This is a genomic window from Streptomyces sp. NPDC091289 (genome assembly GCF_044757365.1).
GTDB lineage: Bacteria > Actinomycetota > Actinomycetes > Streptomycetales > Streptomycetaceae > Streptomyces.
On the sequence record NZ_JBIVUT010000034.1, the window covers coordinates 47,089 to 64,776 of the forward strand.

The window sequence follows — 17,688 nt, forward strand, 5'->3', positions numbered from 1 at the left end:
TCACCGGACCGTCGCGAGGATGGCGTCGACCCTCTTGGCCGCGTCGGCCAGAACCTGGTCGAGGTCGGCGTCCTCCTTGGTCAGGACAGCCTGCATCACTCCGTCGAGCACGGTGTAGATCTGCTGCGCGTTCGGCGGCTCGACCTTCTGGTCGATCTGGGCGTTCCGCTCGACGAACGGCCGGTAGTTGTCCTGCGGCACGTTGGCGTACTTCGCGTGCGCGCGGGCCTGTTCGGCCTCGGCGGCGCCGTTGAAGAGCCGGTCCAGCGGAAGTCCGATGGGCACGTCGTTGCCGGAGGCCCGCTTGTCCTCGAACTCCGTACGGTCCGGGTTGAGGTACTTCCACTGGACCCACTCGATACCGGCCTTGATCTTCTCCGGTGACGCCTTCGGGTTGAACATGAAGCCGTTGCCGCCGCCGAGCGTGGCCTCACCGGGCATGGCGGCCACGCCGTACTCGCTGTACTTCCGCTCGAACTGCTTGACGATCGTGGGGATGTTGTCCGGGCCGGCCATATACATTCCGAGCTTTCCGGAGCCCATCATCTTCTGCACGTCGTCGATCTGCAGAAGCTGCCGCGTCCCCATCGACTTGTCGGTCCAGCGCATGTCGTGCAGCGTCCGGAGTGCGTCGCGGCCGGCCTCGCTGTCGAAGGCGGCCTTCCACTTCCCGTCCTTCCGCAGGGCGATGTCCCCGCCCATCGAGTAGACCCACGACGTGAAGTGCCAGCCCCCCTGGTTGTTCTTGCTGTAGTCGGCGTAACCGACCGTGCCGTCGCCCAGCGCCGTGATCTTCTTGGCCGCCTCGCGGACCCCTTCCCATGTGGTGGGGGGCTCGTCGGGGTCGAGACCTGCCTTCTCGAACAGGGCGCGGTTGTAGATCAGGCCGAGGGAGTACTGTCCGTTGGGCAGGCCGTACAGGCCACCGTCGGGGCCGGTGAACACGTCGAGGAACTCGCTCTTGACGTCCTTGAAGTACGGCATGTCCTTCACGTGTTCGGTGATCTCCGCGCCCTGGCGGCGCTGGATGAGACCTGCCGGGTCGGTGAAGTAGACGTAGTAGACGTCCTCCAGCTGGCCGCCGGCCAGCTTCGCCGAGAAGGTCTTGGGATCCATCTGGCCCTCACGGGCATCGATCCTGATCTTGGGGTGTTCCTTCTCGAACGCCTTGACGTCCTGCTCGAAGTACCTGCGGTCCACCGGCTGGGTCTTGGGCGGCATGCCGTTCACCGAGATGGTGACCACGCCGTTCTCACTCCCCGAGGACGGTGAACCGCCGCAAGCGGCCAGCCCCCCACTGAGCGCGCAGGCTATGCCCACGCTGATGAATCTGCGACGGCTCCGGGCTCCACCCATGACAGATCTGCCTCTCTCGATGCACTGTGCTTGCGGCCGCGTCAACCGAAGCGCCAGCGGACATGCAGAAGGTAGGAGTCGCTTACGTAAAATGTCAATGACTTGTTGCAAATTATTGGAAGCTAGACGAGGAGACGGGCTACGCCGGGTCGAGTCGTCGAGGTCCGGACGATCAGCTCGGTCTGGAAGAGCGTCAGACCAGGGGGCACCCGGCGCCCCTGGATCTGCTCGGCGAGTACGGTGACGGCCGCTTCGGCCATCGCCGCCACGGGCTGCCGGCACGTGGTGAGGGGCGGATCGACCGCGCTCATCAACGCCGAATCGTCGAAACCCACGACCGACAGCTCCTCGGGGACGCGCAGCCCCTGACGGCGGGCGCCTCGGACCACCCCCAGGGCGAGTGTGTCACTTCCGCAAACAACAGCGGTGACCCCCTGCTCGAGAAGGTCTCCCACCGCATGGGCGCCCGCCTCCAGGGAGAAGAGGGTGTGCCCGACCCAGGGCAGCCACACCTTCCGCGACACTCCCCTGGCCTGCCAGAACCGGGCGAACCCCTTGAGCTTCCGAACGGACGGAAGATGCCCGCCGGGCCCCACCAACAGCCCGATGCGCTCATGCCCCATGCGCTCCAGGTGCACGAGCGCCTGCTCGACGGCGTGTGTGTCATCGGCCGCCAACTGGGCCACCTCCAGATTCTCGTCGGCGCTGTTGACCAGCACCATCGGAACCCCGCGCTCCCTCAGCGCCATGCCCTGCTCGACACCGGCATCGGCGTAACTGGACCCGACGAACACGATCCCGCCGATGTTCTGCGCCAGCAGCATCTCGATGTAGTTCGCCTCAGACACTCCATCAGCCGTGCGAGTGCAAAGAACCGGGATGTAGCCGCGCTTGTTCAACCGCCCGGCCAAGGCTTCCGCGAAGGCCGGGAAGACCGGGTTCTGCAGGTCCGGGATCACGAGGCCCACCAGCGGCGAGCGCTCGACGGCCAAGGACGCCGGACGCTTGATGCCCAGCACGTCAAGAGCCCGGAAGACCCGCTCCCGGGTGGACTCGGCCACGGCGGGACTGCCGTTCAGTACGCGCCGCACCGTCACTTGGCTCACGCCCGCGAACTCGGCCACTTGTATCAGCTTCGATGCCATGGGAGCACGATACATTCGGGCCGCAAAAATGGATCAGAGTTCAGCAAAATCATTGCAAGCGGTGTGCGGGGGCGGGGGGAGGCACGGGAGGTGTACCGGTGGACGCACTCGACCTTCAGGACGCCAAGGAACGCCTCGCTCACGCCGTTGCCGAAACACGGCCCGACCCGCCGCACCAAGGGCGCCGATCCCCGGCCGGGCCTCAAAAACGAGAGAGGGCCGGTTTCGGATTACTCCGAAACCGGCCCTCACCTGCGACTGTCTCCAGTCGGGACGACAGGATTTGAACCTGCGACCCCTTGACCCCCAGTCAAGTGCGCTACCAAGCTGCGCCACGTCCCGCTGCCCGTCTGACCTGGGGTTTCCCCTGGCTGAACGCGCATGAGAACAATACCGCACTCCGACAGGTGGTCACCAACACCATTCCCCGCTTGACCTCAACCATGGTTGATGTTGAACGCTCGGTGTCATGACGAACACGACTGCCGCACCCACCCTCGACCACCGGGGCGCACCGGCCCCCGACCGCCAGGACCTGGCCCGCCTGATCGCCCTGATGACCGGGGACGAGAAGCACGCCCCCGCCGCCCATTCCACGCTCGACGCCCTGTGGGTCCTCTACAACAGGGTGCTCCGGGTCGCACCGGCTTCGGTCGACGACCCCGGGCGGGACCGCTTCCTGCTGTCCAAGGGGCACGGGCCCATGGCCTACTACGCCGTCCTCGCCGCCCACGGCTTCTTCGGCGAGGAGCTGCTGCCCGGATTCGGAGCGTACGACTCACCGCTCGGACATCACCCGGACCGGCTGTTGGTGCCGGGTGCGGAAATCGGCAGCGGGTCCCTGGGGCACGGGCTGCCGCTCGCCGTCGGGACCGTGCTGGGGCTGCGGGCCCAGGGCCTCACCGATCCCCGGGTCTGGGTCCTGATCGGCGACGCCGAGCTGGACGAGGGCAGCAATCACGAGGCCATCGCCCACGCGGGCCCGGCCGGGCTCGAACAGCTGCACACGCTGGTGATCGACAACGCGTCCGCCACCCACGGCTGGCCCGGCGGGATCGCCTCCCGCTTCGCATCCGCCGGGTGGGCGGCGGTGACCGTGGACGGTCGCGACCACGAGGCCCTGAACGCGGCGTTCACCACACCCCACCCGGGCAAGCCGCTGGCCGTCGTCGCCCGCGTCGAACCCAAGAGCTGACCGCGTCCGCCTCGTACGACCGACGCCGCGCGAACACCTCGCGCCGGCCGCTTTCGCACACCGGAGCCCCCGGGAGGGACCCCTTCATGGACACCATGCGTGACCGATTCATCAACACCACCTCGCAGCTCCTGGACGAGGAGCCCCGGCTGGCCGTCGTGCTGGCCGACATCAGCGCGGACGGCTTCGCCCCGGCCCGGCGCGCCCACCCGGACCGGGTGGTCAACGTCGGCATCCGGGAGCAGCTGCTGGTCGGGGCCGGTGCGGGGATGGCCCTGACGGGTATGCGGCCGATCGTGCACACCTTCGCCAGCTTCCTGGTCGAGCGGCCGTTCGAGCAGGTCAAGCTGGACTTCGGGCATCAGGGGGTCGGCGGGATCCTGGTGAGCGCCGGTGGCTCGTACGACTGGCCGGCCGGTGGCTTCACCCATATGGCGCCGGGCGACGTCGCGCTCCTGGACACGCTCGACGGCTGGACCGTGCACGTACCGGGCCATCCGGACGAGGCCGAGGCCCTGCTGCGGGAGTCGGTCGCCGGCGACGACCGGGTGTACGTACGTCTCTCGCTCCAGGCGAACCGGGAGGCACGGCCGGTGAGCGGCGCGGGCGGGTTCGCCGTGGTGCGCGAAGGGCGGGGTGGGACCGTGGTCGCGGTCGGCCCCATGCTCGACAACGTGCTCGCCGCCACCGAGGATCTCGATGTGACCGTGCTGTACGCGACGACCGTGCGGCCGTTCGACGCGGCGGGCGTACGGCGGGCCGCGGGTGCGGCAACGATGGCGGACGTGGTGATCGTGGAGCCGTATCTTGCGGGCACCTCCGCCGCCGCCGCGGGCGAGGCGCTCATGGACCTGCCCCACCGGGTGCTCGGGCTGGGGGTCGGCCGCGCCGAACTGCGCCGGTACGGGCAGATGGAGGAGCACCTCGCGGCGCACGGCCTGGACCCGCGAGGCCTGCGGGAACGGATCACCGGATTCCTGCGCCCCTGACCCGCGCGGCCGCCCCGGCGAACCTCGAAACGCCCGCCCCGCCCGACCTCAGGACCGCCCCGGCCCCATGGCCCACCCGAATCCTGATCGCCCGCCCCGCCTAGCCTCAGGACCGGCCGGGCCCGGTGGCCCACCCCAGCCACCCGGCCGCCCGGCCGCCCGGCCGCCCGCCGCACGAATCCAGACCGCCCGCCCGAATCCTGACCGCCCGGCCCGCCCGGGCTCGGACCCGCCCGAGTCACCTCACCGCCCGCCCCTGCCCACGCTCAGCCATCGCCCTCCCCCGGCACATCCGGCCCCGGCACATCCGGCTCCAGCTCCGGGTGCGCCGCCGCCAACCGGCGCGGGGCGACCTGCCGCCAGGAGTCGGCGAGGATGGCGGCCAGCTCGTCCGGGCCCTCCAGTGCGGCCAGCCGGACACGCATCCAGGCGTAGTGGTCGTCGTGCCCCTCCCGGATGAAGAACTTCTCCGGCTCGGCGGCGATCAGCTCCGCGCGGTCCTCCTTCGGGCACTTCACGCCCATGGCCGTCTCGTCGTCGCCGAGCGAGGCGAAGATCTTGCCCGCCACCCGGAAGGTGGGCTGCCCCCAGGCGAGCTTCTCGGTGGTGTCGGGCAGGGACAGCGCGGCCGTGCGGACGTCGGCGGCGGTGATCGTGGCGTCGGCGGTCATCCCGGGTCTCCGTTTCGACGGCCCCGGCGGCCTGGCGCCGGGATCGATTCGACCGTAACGCCCGGCGCCGACATCCACCCGCGGCCGGGCACCGCCCCGCAACCGGCCCGGCGGACCCTGCAGACCCATTGACCCCGTCGGAGCGCTGAACCTACTCTGAACGGCGTAATTCAGAAAGCGCTTTCTACCCACCCCACAGTCGGCTTCTACCGCACAGGGAGCGCCCCATGAGACGCCGTTCGTTACGCCGGGCCGGCCGCGTCGGCCGATCCCCCGGCGGCCCTTCCCCCCTCATCGCCGTCACCTCGCTCCTGGCGCTGGTCCTCGCCCTGCTGGTGGCCTCGCCGACCGGCGCGCAGGCGGCTCCCGCCTATCGGGTGCTCGTCTACTCCGAGGTCACCAACTTCGACCACCCCTCGATCCCGGCCGGGATCGAGGCGGTGAAGAAGCTCGGAGCCGAGCACGGCTTCGAGGTGGAGGCCACCGACGACTCCTCGGTCTTCAACGACGCCGACCTGGGCCGGTTCCAGGCGATCGTCTTCAACAACACCAACTCCACCCCGGAGACCGGTGACCTGCTCGACGCCGAGGAGCGGGCCGCCCTCCAGCGGTACATCCGGGCGGGCGGCGGCTGGGTCGGGCTGCACGCGGCGTCCGCCAGTGAGCGTGACTGGGAGTGGTACGAGGGTCTGGTCGGCGCGATCTTCGACCAGCACCCCGCCCCGCAGACCGGCCGGGTCAAGGTCCTGGACCACGCGCACCCCTCGACCCAGCACCTTCCCGACCTCTGGGAGCTGCAGGAGGAGTGGTACAACTGGCGCACCAACCCCACGTCCAAGGTCCACACCCTCGCCCAGATCAAGGTGCGTGACGGGATCGACGGGCTCGACGAGGGCGTGGACCACCCGTTCTCCTGGTGCCAGAACTACGACGGGGGCCGCTCCTGGTTCACGGCGGGCGGGCACGACCAGGCGGCCTTCCAGGAGGAGGGGTTCGTCAAGCACCTCCTCGGCGGCATCCAGTGGGCGGCCGGCGCGGCGGAGGGCGACTGCACCGCGACGCGCACCGGTTCGTTCCAGCGGACCCCGCTCGCCACGAGTGATCTGGCCGACCCGTTCGAGCTGGCCGTCGCCCCCGACCGCCGGGTGTTCTTCGCCCAGCGGACCGGGAAGCTGAAGGTGATCGACCAGGAGACGATGAAGGTCTCCACCGCGCTGGACTTCGCGTACACCCCGGAGATGACCAGCCAGTCGGACGGGCTGCTGGGCCTGACGCTCGACCCCGGGTTCGCGGAGAACAACTGGCTGTACCTGCTGTACTCCGACAAGGTCGAGAAGCGGCTGAACCTGTCCCGTTTCACCGCGGACGGCAACACCGTCGACCCGGCCTCCGAGAAGCGGCTGCTGACCGTGCCGACGCTGCGCGGCGAGGGCCGGGCCAACTCGCACATGGCCGGTTCGCTCGCCTTCGACAAGGACGGCAACCTGTACGCGGCGACCGGCGACAACACCGACCCGTTCGCCTCGGACGGCTTCACGCCGATCGACGAGGGCGAGGGCCGGCGTGCCTGGGACGCGCAGGGCACCGCGGGCAACACCAACGATCTGCGGGGCAAGATTCTGCGGATCACGCCCGAGGACGACGGGACGTACTCCGTCCCCGAGGGGAACCTCTTCGCGCCGGGTACGGACAGGACACGGTCCGAGATCTACGCGATGGGCATGCGCAACCCGTTCCGGATCACCTCGGATCCGGTCAGTGGGGCGCTGATGGTCGCGGACTACGGTCCCGACGCCCGCGAGGCGGTGGCGGACCGGGGTCCCGAGGGGACCGTCGAGTACACCCGTATCACGGAGGCGGGGAACTTCGGCTGGCCGTACTGCGTCGGGAACAACACCCCGTTCAACGACTACGACTTCGCGACGAAGACGTCGGGTCCGAAGTTCGACTGCGGGGCGCTGGTGAACGACTCGCCGAACAACACCGGGCTGCGGGAGCTGCCGCCGGCCCAGCCCGCGACGGTCTGGTACGCCTACTCCGCCTCGGCCGAGTTCCCCGAGGTGGGCACCGGAGGAGGCGGCCCGATGGGCGGTCCGGTCTACGACTACGACCCGGACAACACCTACCGCACCAAGTTCCCGGAGTATTTCGAAGGGAAGGCGTTCAACTACGAGTTGACGCGGACCTGGTTCAAGACGTTCTCGTTCCAGAGCGAGGACCAGACCTTCACCGATCCCCGGTTCGACCCGGTGAAGGCGGGGGACCTCCAGTCGATCAACGGCGTCTTCGAGGACATGGAGTGGAATCAGCCCTTCGACGCGGACTTCGGTCCTGACGGGGCGCTGTACGTCATCGACTTCGGGCTCGGCAGCGGCACCGGCCGTGGCGGCAGCAACGAGGGCGCGGGCATCTACCGGATCGACTACGTCGGCGACGGCCGGCTGCCCGATGCCAAGATCTCCGTCGACCGGGACAGCGGAACGGACCCGCTGGAGGTGAAGTTCTCCAGCGAGGGATCGGGGCTGCCCGGCGACCAACCGGTCAGCTACGCCTGGGACTTCGACGGCGACGGCACCACGGACTCGACCGAGGCCAACCCCTCGCACACGTACACCGCCAAGGGGCTGCATACCGCACGGCTCACCGTGACCGGGCCCGACGAACTGACGGCGCTCGCGGTGCGGGACATCACCGTGGGCAACACCCGGCCCGAGGTGACGATCCAACAGCCGCCGGACGGGGGGATGTTCAGCTTCGGGGACACGATCCCCTTCACGGTGAAGGTGACCGACGCGGAGGATGACGAGAGCGGTCCGATCGACTGCTCACGGGTCGTGGTGCAGTCGCAGCTCGGCCATGACACCCATCTGCATCCGCTGGACAACTACACCGGCTGCACCGGGGAGATCGTCACGGACGCCGGGGACAGTCACGGTCCGGGGCAGAACCTCTACTACGGGATCACCGCCCAGTACGAGGACAAGGGCGCACCGGACGCACCCGCACTGACCGGCTCCACCTCGCTGACCCTGCGCACCTCCTTCCGTGAGGCCGAGCACCGCACGGCGACGGGCGGTGCCAACGGCGGTGCGGACATCGGCAGTCGGGACGACGCGTCCGGCGGGAAGCGGCTGATCGAGATCGAGGACGGCGACTGGGTCGGCTTCGACCCGGTGAACCTCCAGGGCGTCGACTCGGTGACGGTCGGCGCGTCGTCCGGCGGGCTCGGCGGCACGGTGGAGTTCCGGGCCGGCTCCCCCACCGGTGAGCTACTGGGCTCGGTGGAGATCCCGAACACCGGCGGTTACGAGAAGGTGATCTCGCCGACGACGGAGCTCAAGGATCCGGGCGGCACCACCCGGCTGTACGCCGTATTCACCAACCCGGACTGGAGTCCCGACAAGGCCGATCTGCTCTCCGTCGACTGGCTGCACTTCAACGGCCCGGGCGTGGAGAAGGAGGCCGGGACGACGGTGGCGGTGAAGGCCGAACCGGCCTCCGGCACTTCCCCGCTCACCGTGTCGCTCAGCAGCACGGTCGAGCCCGCGGAGGGTCGCACGATCGCCTCGTACCACTGGGACTTCGGCGACAACGTGAAGCCGTCCGGGCCCGAGGGTGCGACGGCGACGCACACCTACGACCGCAAGGGCGCCTATACCGCGCATCTGACGGTCACCGACGACAAGGGCGACACGAGCACCGGCGCCGTCCGGATCGATGTGAAGTGAATCGACGGGAAGTGAGGAGTCCTGTGAGAGCGGAGCACGCGAACGGAGCCCGAAGAGCCTTTCTCGGTACGGCGTTGGGGGCGGTGGCCGCCGTCGGACTGGGCGCGACCCCGGCCGCCGCGGCCGGCCGGCGGGGCTGTCGGCGGATCCCGCCGTCGGGGATCGGGATGCACCTGTACACCATGCGCACGCCGCTCGCGGAGGACTTCGCGGGCACGCTGGAGCAGCTCGCGGAGATCGGGTACGCGACGGTCGGCGTCAGCGGCCGGCACGGCAACTCCCCTGCCGCGATACGGCAGATGCTGGACCGGACCCGGCTCAAGGCGGTGCTGGAACACGTCGGCTACGACATCGTGACGGGCTCCGGGCTGCCGCAGGCGCTGGAGGACGTCCACACCCTCGGCGGTCAGTGGATCGTGGTGCCGAGCCTGCCGGGTTCGCTGCACTCGCCGGACGGATACCGGGAAGTGGCACGGCAGTTCAACAGCGCGGGGCTGGCAGCGCGGGAGTCCGGGCTGAAGCTGCTCTACCACAATCACGGCAGCGACCACGAGGTGGTGGACGGCGTCAGCCTGTACGACATCCTGCTGAACGAGACCGATCCGGAGCTGGTCGGTTTCGAGCTGGACCTGTACTGGGCGGCCGACGGCGGCTCCTCCGACCCGGGCGAACTGTTCGTCCGCCACCGGGGCCGTTTCCCCGCGCTCCATGTGAAGGACATGGCGCCGAACGGGGACTTCGCGGACGTCGGGTCGGGGATCCTGGACTTCCCGGCGATGTTCGACACCGCACGGCAGGGCGGGGTGAAGCAGTGGCTGGTGGAGCATGACGCCCCGGCCGACCCGTTCGCCTCGGCGCGGGCCAGCTACCGGTATCTGTCCCGGCTGCGCTACTGAGGGACGGCGTCAGCGGTCCGGCCCCGGGTGTGCGGTACGGCGCCCGGGGCCGGGCCGCGACTCAGCGGTGGGCGGCGAGGAACTCCCCGTACCAGGCGAGGGTGGCGTCCAGCGCGGTCTCCAGCGGAGTGGGGGCCAGTCCGTAGGCCTGCTCGATGGCGGAGGAGTCAAGGATCTGCGGTTCGGTGTGCTGGTAGAACATCTCGGCGTACTCCGCCATGAAGGTCTCGTCGAACGGGCCGAAGGGGCGGGGCTCGGCGACCACCGTGACGTCGATCGGCCGGCCGGTGCGTCGCTCGACGAGCGCGAAGATCTCACGGGTGGTGCGGGCCGGGGCGGTGGGCAGGTGCCAGACCCGGCCGTCGGCGTCCGGGTGTTCACCGAGGGTGGCGAGGCCGGCCGCGACGTCCTCGATGTACGTGTAGCTGTGCGGCAGGTCGATGTCGCCGAGCGCGGGCACGCTCTGCCCGGTGAGCGCGGCGGGGAGGACGGCTCCGCCGAGCGTGGAGTTGAGGACCTCGGGCCCGACGAAGTCGGCGGACCGCCCGAGGACGACACGGAGCCGCCCCTCACGGTGGGCGGCGAGGTAGCGGGCGTCGAGGTCGGCGCGCATCCGGCCCTTGCGGGTGGTGGCGTTCCACGGGGTGCCCTCGGTCATCACCGCGCCGTGCGTTTCTCCGTACGGGTAGAGCGTGTCGAGCACGACCAGCCGCGCGCCCTCCGCCTCGGCGGCCCCGAGGACCGCTTCCTGGATCTTCGGCATGACCTCCACCTGGAGGTGGTAGCCGACATTGACGCAGTGGTACACGACCGCGGCCCCGGCCACGGCCGCGCGCGCCCCTTCGGCGGTGGCGACATCGGCGGCGCACCGCTCGACGCCTTCGAGCGCGGGCCCGCTCCCCGACCGGTCGACCAGCCGGACCGGGTGGCCCCGGCGGACGAGTTCGCGGGCGAGGGCGGTACCGGCGGGTCCGGAGCCGAGGACGGTGTGGAGGGGGTGGATGGTGGCCATGGGGTGCCCCTTCGTTGCACTCACTTCCGCTAGAGACCGTAACGCTAGCGATAGCTCATCGCGATGGGTCCAGTTAGAAGCCTTAACGGAAATGGGCACACCTATCGGGAGATGCTGTCGCGGTGACCTTCGCAACGATCAGCTGGTCGGCCGCCTGCGACGCCTGCGGGGCGGCCCTGCACTGTTCGGGAACGCAGGCCGTGGTGGGCGACCGCCTGCGGTGGGACGAGGAGCACCTGTGCCCCGGCTGCGGGACAACGGTGCTGGTCTGCGGCGATACGCTGCCCGATCACCTGCGCACCCGGATGCTCGCCGAACACGGCGCGGCCCGCTTGGCCCTGTCGGACCTCCCCGACCGACGGCTGCCGATCCTCCGCGTCCTGCGGAACGACGGCGGGCGGACGCTCCCCGAGGCGCGGGCACTGCTGGAGCTGATTCTCGGCGGTGGCCATCACGGCACCGGGCCCGAGATCGAGCTGCTGGCACGGAAATTGCGCGCGGTCGGCGTCGCGGCCGAAGCGGTGCGGCAGCCGTAGGCCTCCCCCGTGGGAGCACCGCGTACCCGCACCCGGGACGCGGCTGTGCCGGGCAGGAGGCCTGCCCGGCACATGCCGCTCTTTCCTGTCGCCCCTCCGGCCGCCTCAGTCGTGCGCGGACACCGCGCCCAGCAGGTCCCGGATGTGTGCCGCCGCGGCCCGGAACTCCGGGCGGCCCAGCGTCTCGCTGTAGTCGCGCTCGGCGGGCAGGCCCACCTCGATGATCTCCGTGACGGTGCCGGGACGCGGGCTCATCACCACGACCCGGTCGGCCAGGTAGACGGCCTCCGAGATGGAGTGGGTGACCAGCAGGACCGTGGTGCCGGTGTTCCGCCAGATCCGGTTCAGCTCGGTGTTCATCTGTTCGCGGGTGAGGGCGTCGAGCGCGCCGAACGGCTCGTCCATCAGGAGGACCGGTGGCTCGTGCAGCAACGCCCGGCAGAGCGCGACGCGTTGCTGCATGCCGCCGGAGAGTTCGTGCGGGTAGGCGTCCTCGAAGCCGGTCAGTCCGGTCATCCGGATCAGCTCGTCGGCCCGCCCACGCGCCTGGGCCGGTTCCATGTGGCGGATCTCGGCCTGGAGCAGGATGTTGCGCAGCGCGGAGCGCCACTCCAGCAGGGCCGCGCGCTGGAAGACGTAACCGATGTCGTGCCGGGGCCCGGTGACGCGCTCGCCGCCGAGCAGGACGTCGCCCGAGGAGGCCGTGAGCAGCCCGGCCACCAGCTTGAGGAGGGTGGACTTGCCGCACCCGGACGGTCCGACGATGGCGACGAACTCGCCCGGCGCCACATCCAGCGAGACATCGCTGAGTGCGGTGACGTCGCGCTTCTTGCTGCGGAAGCGGACGGCCACGTCCGCGAGCCGGACCCCGGCCGCCGGGCCCGCCCCGGCGGCGGACGGGGCGCGCGGGGTCGTCTGCTGCTTCGGCATCGTCATCCCTTCAGGGCCGTGTCGGTGTCCCAGTACTCCCCCACGGCCTTCGGCTTCGTGACCATGCCCGCCTCGGCGAACACGTCGATGGCCTGCTGCCAGTCCGCCTCGGTGTTGACACCCGGCGCCTTGCCCTCGGTCGCCTCCGTGTGGAGCAGGGTCAGCGTCGTCGTGAACTGCTCGGACAGCACGGCCTTCGGCGGAAGTTGCTCGGAGGCGCCTTCCATCGCCGCCACGGCCGGCTCCGGCGCCTTCGCGGCGGCCGCCCAGGCCTCGCTGACCGCCTTCACCATGCGCTGGGCCACCTCCGGCTTGGAACTGAGGATCTTCTGGCCGGCGAGCAGCCCGTTGGAGTAGAAGTTCAGTCCGTGCTCGGAGAACCGGAGGTAGGAGACCTGCTTCTTGGCCTTGTCCTGCATGGTCGGACCCTGGTCGCTCGCGTAGCCGAGCAGCCCGTCGGTCTTCCCCGAGATCACCGCGGCGATCTTGCCCGCCGGGTCGGTGTTCTGGACGGTGACGTCCGATTCCCCGATGCCGTTCTTCTTCAGGAAGATCGGGAAGGTCTTGGACAGCGCGTCCCCGGCCGTTCCGGCGATCGTCCGCCCCTTCAGGTCGGCGGGCCCCTTGATCCCCTTGGCGTCGAAGGACTGCACGGAGGCCGGGGTGGTCTGGAGGAAGACGCCGAGGCTCTTCACCTTGACGCCCTGGTCGACGCCCGCGAGCAGGGCCGGGGTGTCGGCCCAGCCGAAGTCGGTCTGCCCGGCGGCCGTCGCCTGGACGGTCTTCTGGGAACCCTGGCCCGCCCGGATGTCCAGGTCGATGCCGTGCTTCTCGAAGATCTTCTGCTGCTTGCCGTAGTAGAACGGCGCGTGTTCGCCGTACGGATACCAGTTGAGCGTCAGCGTGACCTTGTCCAGCTTCTTGCCGGAGTCACTGGTGCTGGTCGAGGCGTCCTCGCCGCCGCAGGCGGTGGCCACCAGGACGAGGGGTACGACACCGATCAGGAGTCTGCGCGCATGCATGGGCTGGCCCTTCTCACGAGGAGGTCGGTGCGTGTTTCAGAACGTGGTGGTGGCCGAGGACTCCCGGCGGCTGGCATGCCACGGCAGGAGCAGCTTCTCGGCGATCTCGACGACGACGAACAGCACGACGCCGATCAGCGACATCACCAGCAGCCCCGCGAAGAGCATCGGGGTGTCGAGGTTGCCGTTGGCCTGGAGGATGACGTAGCCGAGTCCTTCGTTCGCCCCGACGAACTCGCCGACGACCGCACCGGTCACCGCGAGGGTGACGGCCACCTTGAGTCCGGAGAACAGATGCGGCAGGGACGCCGGGAACCGGATCTTCACGAAGGTCTGCCAGGGCTTCGCCCCCATCGTGGCGGACAGTTGGAGCATCTCGGGGTCGACGGCCTTGAGCCCGGTGACCATCGAGATCACCACCGGGAAGAAGGCGATGAGCACGGCGATCAGGATCTTGGGGGCGATGCCGAAGCCGAGCCACACCACGAACAGCGGGGCGATGGCGATCTTCGGCACGACCTGGGCGAAGAGCAGGATCGGGTAGAGCGTGCGCTCCACCGTCGTGGAGTAGACCATCACCACCGCGGCCAGCACGCCGACGGCGACCGCGATGAGGAAGCCGAGGAGCGTCTCGTACGTCGTCACCCAGGTGTGCTGCCAGAGGTAGCCGGCCTTCGAGGTCAGGACGTCGAGGGTCGCGCCGGGCGAGGGCACGAGATAGGGCTCGATCAGCTCGGCGGCCGCGATCACCCACCAGACCACCAGCGCGGCCAGCAGCAGGGCGACCGGCCGCCAGCTCTGCTCCGCCGCCCGGGCGAGCCGCTCCCCGGTCGTGGGACCGGCCCTGCGGGCGACGCCCGCCACATCGGCGGGGCGCTTGGTAAGCGCGCTCTGGCTCACGGTGAACTCCCTGGACTTCGGGGGCAGTTGTGGAGACCTGTGCAATGCTGCGATGCTGCGGTCCCTGCCGTGAAGGCGCTTTCAGAAAGCGCTTTCTGGTAAGGTGCCGCCACGCTAATGACTGCTCCCTCGCACGGTCAATAGGTCGTCCCGAAGTTTCGGGGCCCTGCCACCACCGCACCCCTGGGGGTCGAGTTGAGTGAACGGGAAACACCGGTCCACCCCGATACGCGACGACGGGCCCCCGCCGCCCATGTGACGCTCGACGCGGTGGCGCGCGAGGCGGGCGTCTCGCTCGCCACCGCGTCCCGGGCGCTGAACGGCACCACCCGGGTCCGGGACGATCTGCGCGGCCGGGTCCGCGCGGCGGCCGATCTGCTCGGCTACATCCCCAACGCCCATGCCCAGGCCCTCGCGAGCGCCGAGGGCAACCGTACGGTGGGGCTGGTCTGCCACGACGTCGGCGACCCCTACTTCGCGGGCATCGCCAGTGGGGTGATGCGCGCGGCCGCCGAACAGGACCTGCTGGTGATGCTCGCCTCCACCTTCCGCGAACCGGCCCGGGAGATCGCATACGTCTCGATGCTGCGGGCCCAGCGGGCGCGGGCCATCCTGCTGATCGGCTCCGGCTTCCAGGACCGGGCCTGGGAGCGGGCGATGGAAGCGGAGCTGGAGCCGTACGTCCGGGCGGGCGGCCGGGTCGCGGTGGTCAGCCGGCACCGCTCCATGCGGGTGGACACCGTGCAGCCGGAGAACCGGGCCGGGGCGGCGGCGCTCGCGGCCTCGCTGGTGGCGCTGGGGCACCGGGAGTTCGCGGTACTGAGCGGGCCGCCCGAACTGACCACGGTGGCCGACCGGTTGGCGGGTTTCCGCGAGGGGCTCGCCGGGGCGGGCATCGCCCTGGAGCGGGTGGTGCCGGGCGCGTTCACCCGGGAGGGCGGGCACGCGGCGGCGCGGCGGCTGCTGGCCGCCGGGGGCCCGCGGCCGACCTGTGTGTTCGCGGTGACCGATGTGATGGCCGTCGGCGCGCTCGCCGCGCTGCGGGAGGCCGGCGTGCGCGTCCCCGAGGACATGTCGCTCGCGGGGTTCGACGACATCCCGGTCGTACGGGAGGTGTCGCCGCCGCTGACCACGGTGGCGCTGCCACTCACGGAGATGGGCGAGCAGGTGATCGCCCTCGCGTTGCGGACACCGTCGGGGGCGGGGCGCTCCCGGGTGCTGCGGATCGAGGGGAATGTGGTCCTGCGGGGCAGCACCGGTGCGCCGCCCGGGAGTTGAGCGCCCGCACCGCCGCCTTCGGAGCCGGGCGGCGTCAGATGGGGTGGTGGCCCTCCCGGTCGTCGATCTGGCGGACGAGTTCATGGGCGAGCGACTTGATGGTGTCGAGCCCGGCCCGCCCCCAGGGGCGCGGCACGGTGTCGACGGCACAGACGGTGCCCAGCGCGATGCCGGTGCGATCGATCAGCGGCGCCCCGAGATAGGAGCGGATGCCTATGTCGTCCACCACCGGATTGCCCGCGAAGCGCGGGTAGTCGCAGACGTCGTCCAGGACGAGGGCCTTGCGCCGGACGAGGACGTGCGGGCAGTAGCCGTGGTCGCGGGCCATGTACCGGCTGCTGCGGTTGCTGCCCGCGGCGGCCGAACCGAGGTCCCGGCCGCCGCGGTTGCCCGCCGGGGTGTGCAGTCCCGCGAAGAACTGCCGGTTCTCGTCGATGAAGTTGACCATCGAGAACGGGGTGGCGGTCACTTCGGCCACCTTGTCGGCGAAGGCGTCGAAGTTGTCGTAGGAGGCGTCGGGGCGTTCGCCGAGATCCAGCTTGCGCAGCCGCTGTGCGCGGGCCGGGCCGTGCCGGTCGGTGGGCGTGAGGAGCATCCGGCCGGTGGCGAAGGATGTCACGGGTGAGCTCCGAAGGTCTGGAGTGGGGCGGGCGCCGAGGTGGCGTTGATGAGGTGTTGGACGAGGGTGACGAGGGCGCCCGTGCCGGAGCTGGCGATCCGGGCGTCGCACAGGACGACGGGCACCTCGGGCCCGAGGTCGAGCGCGGCGCGGACCTCGTCGGGTTCGTAGCGGTAGGCGCCGTCGAACTCGTTGACGGCGACGATGAATCCGATGCCGCGCCGTTCGAAGAAGTCCACCGCGGCGAAGCACTCGGCGAGGCGCCGGGTGTCGGCCAGCACCACCGCTCCGAGCGCGCCCTGGGAGAGCTCGTCCCACATGAACCAGAAGCGCTCCTGGCCCGGTGTGCCGAACAGATAGAGCACGTGCTGCTCGGAGAGGGTGATGCGGCCGAAGTCCATGGCGACGGTGGTGGCCGTCTTGGACTCGACGCCGTCCAGATTGTCCGTACCCACACTGACCTGGGTGAGCAGTTCCTCGGTGGACAGCGGGGCGATCTCGCTGACCGCGCCCACGAACGTCGTCTTGCCGACGCCGAACCCGCCGGCGACCAGGACCTTGAGGGCCACGGGAAAGAACTCGGAGGTTCCGGTGCGGTCAGAGCTGTCGTCGTAAACCATCGAGCACTGCCTCCAGCAGGGATCGGTCGGTGGGCATGTCGTGGAAAGCGGGGGCGTGCGCGGTGACGGCGCCGCAGGCGACCAGGTCGGAGAGGATGACCTTGGCGACGACCGCGGGCAGCCGGAGGTGTGCGGCGATCTCGGCGACGGACATCGGCCCTTCGCACATGCCGAGGGCCACGGTGTGCTCCGGGCCGAGCGGGATGTCCGGCTCGATGCCCGTGGCCATGATCAGGGACAGCAGGTCGAACGCGGTGGACGGCCGGGTGCGGCCGTTGCTGATCGTGTACGGGCGGATCAGCCGGCCGGCCGCGTCGTCGAGCAGGGGCCCGTCCTGCGGGGCCGGCATCCTCACAGCCCCGGAGTGAAGGGCGCCCCGGCCGGCTGCCGCAGCGGGGTCGTCAGATAGGGGCGGACGCTCTTGACCAGCATCGCCATCTCGTAGCCGAGCACCGCGGCGTCCGCCTCGCGCCCGGAGAGGACGGCGAGGCAGGTGCCGGATCCGGCGGTGGAGACGAACAGGAGCGTGGAGTCCAGCTCGACGACCACCTGCCGGACGTCCCCGTTGTCCCCGAAGCGGGCCCCGGCGCTCCGGCCCAGCGAGTAGAGACCGGCGGCCAGGGCCGCCATGTGGTCGGCGCTGTCGGGGTCCATGCCGTGGACGGATTTCACCAGCCCGTCGGCGGAGAGCAGGACCGCGCTGCGCGTGTAGGGCACGCGTTGGACCAGCCCGCTCAGCAGCCAGTCCAGGTCCGATACCTGACCGGACGGCATATCGGTCGTCATGGTGT

The 17,688-nt window shown here is 70.3% G+C and carries 17 protein-coding genes and 1 tRNA gene; 6 read left to right on the forward strand and 12 right to left on the reverse strand.

The window, feature by feature from the left end:
• The 3 genes from ACIQPT_RS34290 to ACIQPT_RS34300 all read right to left on the reverse strand — a co-directional run bounded on the left by ACIQPT_RS34290 (position 1) and on the right by ACIQPT_RS34300 (position 2,843).
• Positions 1 to 1,245 (reverse strand): extracellular solute-binding protein, encoded by a 1,245-nt coding sequence (locus tag ACIQPT_RS34290; RefSeq protein WP_401161798.1) that lies wholly within the window; start codon positions 1,243 to 1,245, stop codon positions 1 to 3.
• Positions 1,246 to 1,478: 233 nt separating this feature from the next.
• The gene (locus ACIQPT_RS34295) at positions 1,479 to 2,501 is read right to left on the reverse strand and encodes a LacI family DNA-binding transcriptional regulator (protein ID WP_401161800.1); all 1,023 of its coding nucleotides are present in this window, start codon (positions 2,499 to 2,501) and stop codon (positions 1,479 to 1,481) included.
• A gap of 268 nt (positions 2,502 to 2,769) precedes the next feature.
• Positions 2,770 to 2,843, reverse strand: a tRNA-Pro gene (locus ACIQPT_RS34300).
• A gap of 127 nt (positions 2,844 to 2,970) precedes the next feature.
• On the opposite strand from ACIQPT_RS34300, the gene ACIQPT_RS34305 reads away from it, so the two are divergent.
• Both ACIQPT_RS34305 and ACIQPT_RS34310 read left to right on the forward strand, forming a co-directional pair.
• A complete protein-coding gene (locus tag ACIQPT_RS34305) occupies positions 2,971 to 3,696 on the forward strand; it encodes a transketolase (RefSeq protein ID WP_401161801.1) in 726 nt (241 codons plus the stop codon).
• Between the two features lie 86 nt (positions 3,697 to 3,782).
• Positions 3,783 to 4,685 carry a transketolase family protein gene (locus tag ACIQPT_RS34310; protein ID WP_401161803.1) on the forward strand — a complete coding sequence of 301 codons (903 nt, stop codon included), beginning with the start codon at positions 3,783 to 3,785 and terminating at the stop codon, positions 4,683 to 4,685.
• 266 nt (positions 4,686 to 4,951) lie between these two features.
• Here ACIQPT_RS34310 and ACIQPT_RS34315 read toward each other — a convergent pair whose 3' ends face one another.
• Positions 4,952 to 5,356 carry an MmcQ/YjbR family DNA-binding protein gene (locus ACIQPT_RS34315; RefSeq protein WP_401161805.1) on the reverse strand — a complete coding sequence of 135 codons (405 nt, stop codon included), beginning with the start codon at positions 5,354 to 5,356 and terminating at the stop codon, positions 4,952 to 4,954.
• Positions 5,357 to 5,583: 227 nt separating this feature from the next.
• Between ACIQPT_RS34315 and ACIQPT_RS34320 the strand changes: the two genes are divergently transcribed.
• Together ACIQPT_RS34320 and ACIQPT_RS34325 are read left to right on the forward strand one after the other, a co-directional pair.
• Positions 5,584 to 9,084 carry a ThuA domain-containing protein gene (locus ACIQPT_RS34320; RefSeq protein ID WP_401161807.1) on the forward strand — a complete coding sequence of 1,167 codons (3,501 nt, stop codon included), beginning with the start codon at positions 5,584 to 5,586 and terminating at the stop codon, positions 9,082 to 9,084.
• A gap of 167 nt (positions 9,085 to 9,251) precedes the next feature.
• Positions 9,252 to 9,980: a sugar phosphate isomerase/epimerase family protein gene (locus ACIQPT_RS34325; protein ID WP_401161808.1), complete on the forward strand. Its 729-nt coding sequence runs from the start codon at positions 9,252 to 9,254 to the stop codon at positions 9,978 to 9,980.
• Positions 9,981 to 10,041: 61 nt separating this feature from the next.
• Here ACIQPT_RS34325 and ACIQPT_RS34330 read toward each other — a convergent pair whose 3' ends face one another.
• A complete protein-coding gene (locus ACIQPT_RS34330; RefSeq protein ID WP_401161810.1) occupies positions 10,042 to 10,992 on the reverse strand; it encodes an NAD-dependent epimerase/dehydratase family protein in 951 nt (316 codons plus the stop codon).
• A 122-nt stretch (positions 10,993 to 11,114) separates the two neighbouring features.
• Between ACIQPT_RS34330 and ACIQPT_RS34335 the strand changes: the two genes are divergently transcribed.
• Positions 11,115 to 11,528, forward strand: a complete 414-nt coding sequence (locus ACIQPT_RS34335) for a hypothetical protein (RefSeq protein WP_401161812.1) — start codon at positions 11,115 to 11,117, stop codon at positions 11,526 to 11,528.
• A 105-nt stretch (positions 11,529 to 11,633) separates the two neighbouring features.
• On the opposite strand, the gene ACIQPT_RS34340 is transcribed toward ACIQPT_RS34335, so the two are convergent.
• From ACIQPT_RS34340 to ACIQPT_RS34350, 3 genes are read right to left on the reverse strand one after another with little or no spacing between them, the layout of a single operon-like run.
• The gene (locus tag ACIQPT_RS34340) at positions 11,634 to 12,464 is read right to left on the reverse strand and encodes an ABC transporter ATP-binding protein (protein ID WP_401161814.1); all 831 of its coding nucleotides are present in this window, start codon (positions 12,462 to 12,464) and stop codon (positions 11,634 to 11,636) included.
• Positions 12,461 to 13,480, reverse strand: coding sequence for an ABC transporter substrate-binding protein (locus ACIQPT_RS34345; RefSeq protein ID WP_401161815.1), 1,020 nt, complete (start codon positions 13,478 to 13,480; stop codon positions 12,461 to 12,463). Before ACIQPT_RS34345 ends, ACIQPT_RS34340 begins: the two co-directional genes overlap by 4 nt.
• A gap of 36 nt (positions 13,481 to 13,516) precedes the next feature.
• Entirely contained in the window at positions 13,517 to 14,380 is an 864-nt protein-coding gene (locus ACIQPT_RS34350) for an ABC transporter permease (RefSeq protein WP_401161817.1), read from the reverse strand.
• A gap of 255 nt (positions 14,381 to 14,635) precedes the next feature.
• Here ACIQPT_RS34350 and ACIQPT_RS34355 point away from each other — a divergent pair, with 255 nt between their 5' ends.
• On the forward strand, positions 14,636 to 15,658 hold the full coding sequence (locus tag ACIQPT_RS34355) for a LacI family DNA-binding transcriptional regulator (RefSeq protein WP_401161871.1): 1,023 nt from the start codon (positions 14,636 to 14,638) through the stop codon (positions 15,656 to 15,658).
• A 34-nt stretch (positions 15,659 to 15,692) separates the two neighbouring features.
• Here ACIQPT_RS34355 and ACIQPT_RS34360 read toward each other — a convergent pair whose 3' ends face one another.
• The 4 genes from ACIQPT_RS34360 to ACIQPT_RS34375 are packed head-to-tail and all read right to left on the reverse strand — an operon-like array spanning position 15,693 to position 17,683.
• Positions 15,693 to 16,277 (reverse strand): GAF domain-containing protein, encoded by a 585-nt coding sequence (locus tag ACIQPT_RS34360; RefSeq protein ID WP_401161819.1) that lies wholly within the window; start codon positions 16,275 to 16,277, stop codon positions 15,693 to 15,695.
• Positions 16,274 to 16,897: an ATP/GTP-binding protein gene (locus ACIQPT_RS34365; RefSeq protein WP_164613634.1), complete on the reverse strand. Its 624-nt coding sequence runs from the start codon at positions 16,895 to 16,897 to the stop codon at positions 16,274 to 16,276. Before ACIQPT_RS34365 ends, ACIQPT_RS34360 begins: the two co-directional genes overlap by 4 nt.
• Positions 16,875 to 17,246, reverse strand: coding sequence for a DUF742 domain-containing protein (locus ACIQPT_RS34370; RefSeq protein WP_006128964.1), 372 nt, complete (start codon positions 17,244 to 17,246; stop codon positions 16,875 to 16,877). Before ACIQPT_RS34370 ends, ACIQPT_RS34365 begins: the two co-directional genes overlap by 23 nt.
• A 2-nt stretch (positions 17,247 to 17,248) precedes the next feature.
• Complete coding sequence (locus tag ACIQPT_RS34375; protein ID WP_401161821.1) at positions 17,249 to 17,683, reverse strand: roadblock/LC7 domain-containing protein; 435 nt, start codon at positions 17,681 to 17,683, stop codon at positions 17,249 to 17,251.
• Between the last annotated feature and the right edge of the window lie 5 nt (positions 17,684 to 17,688).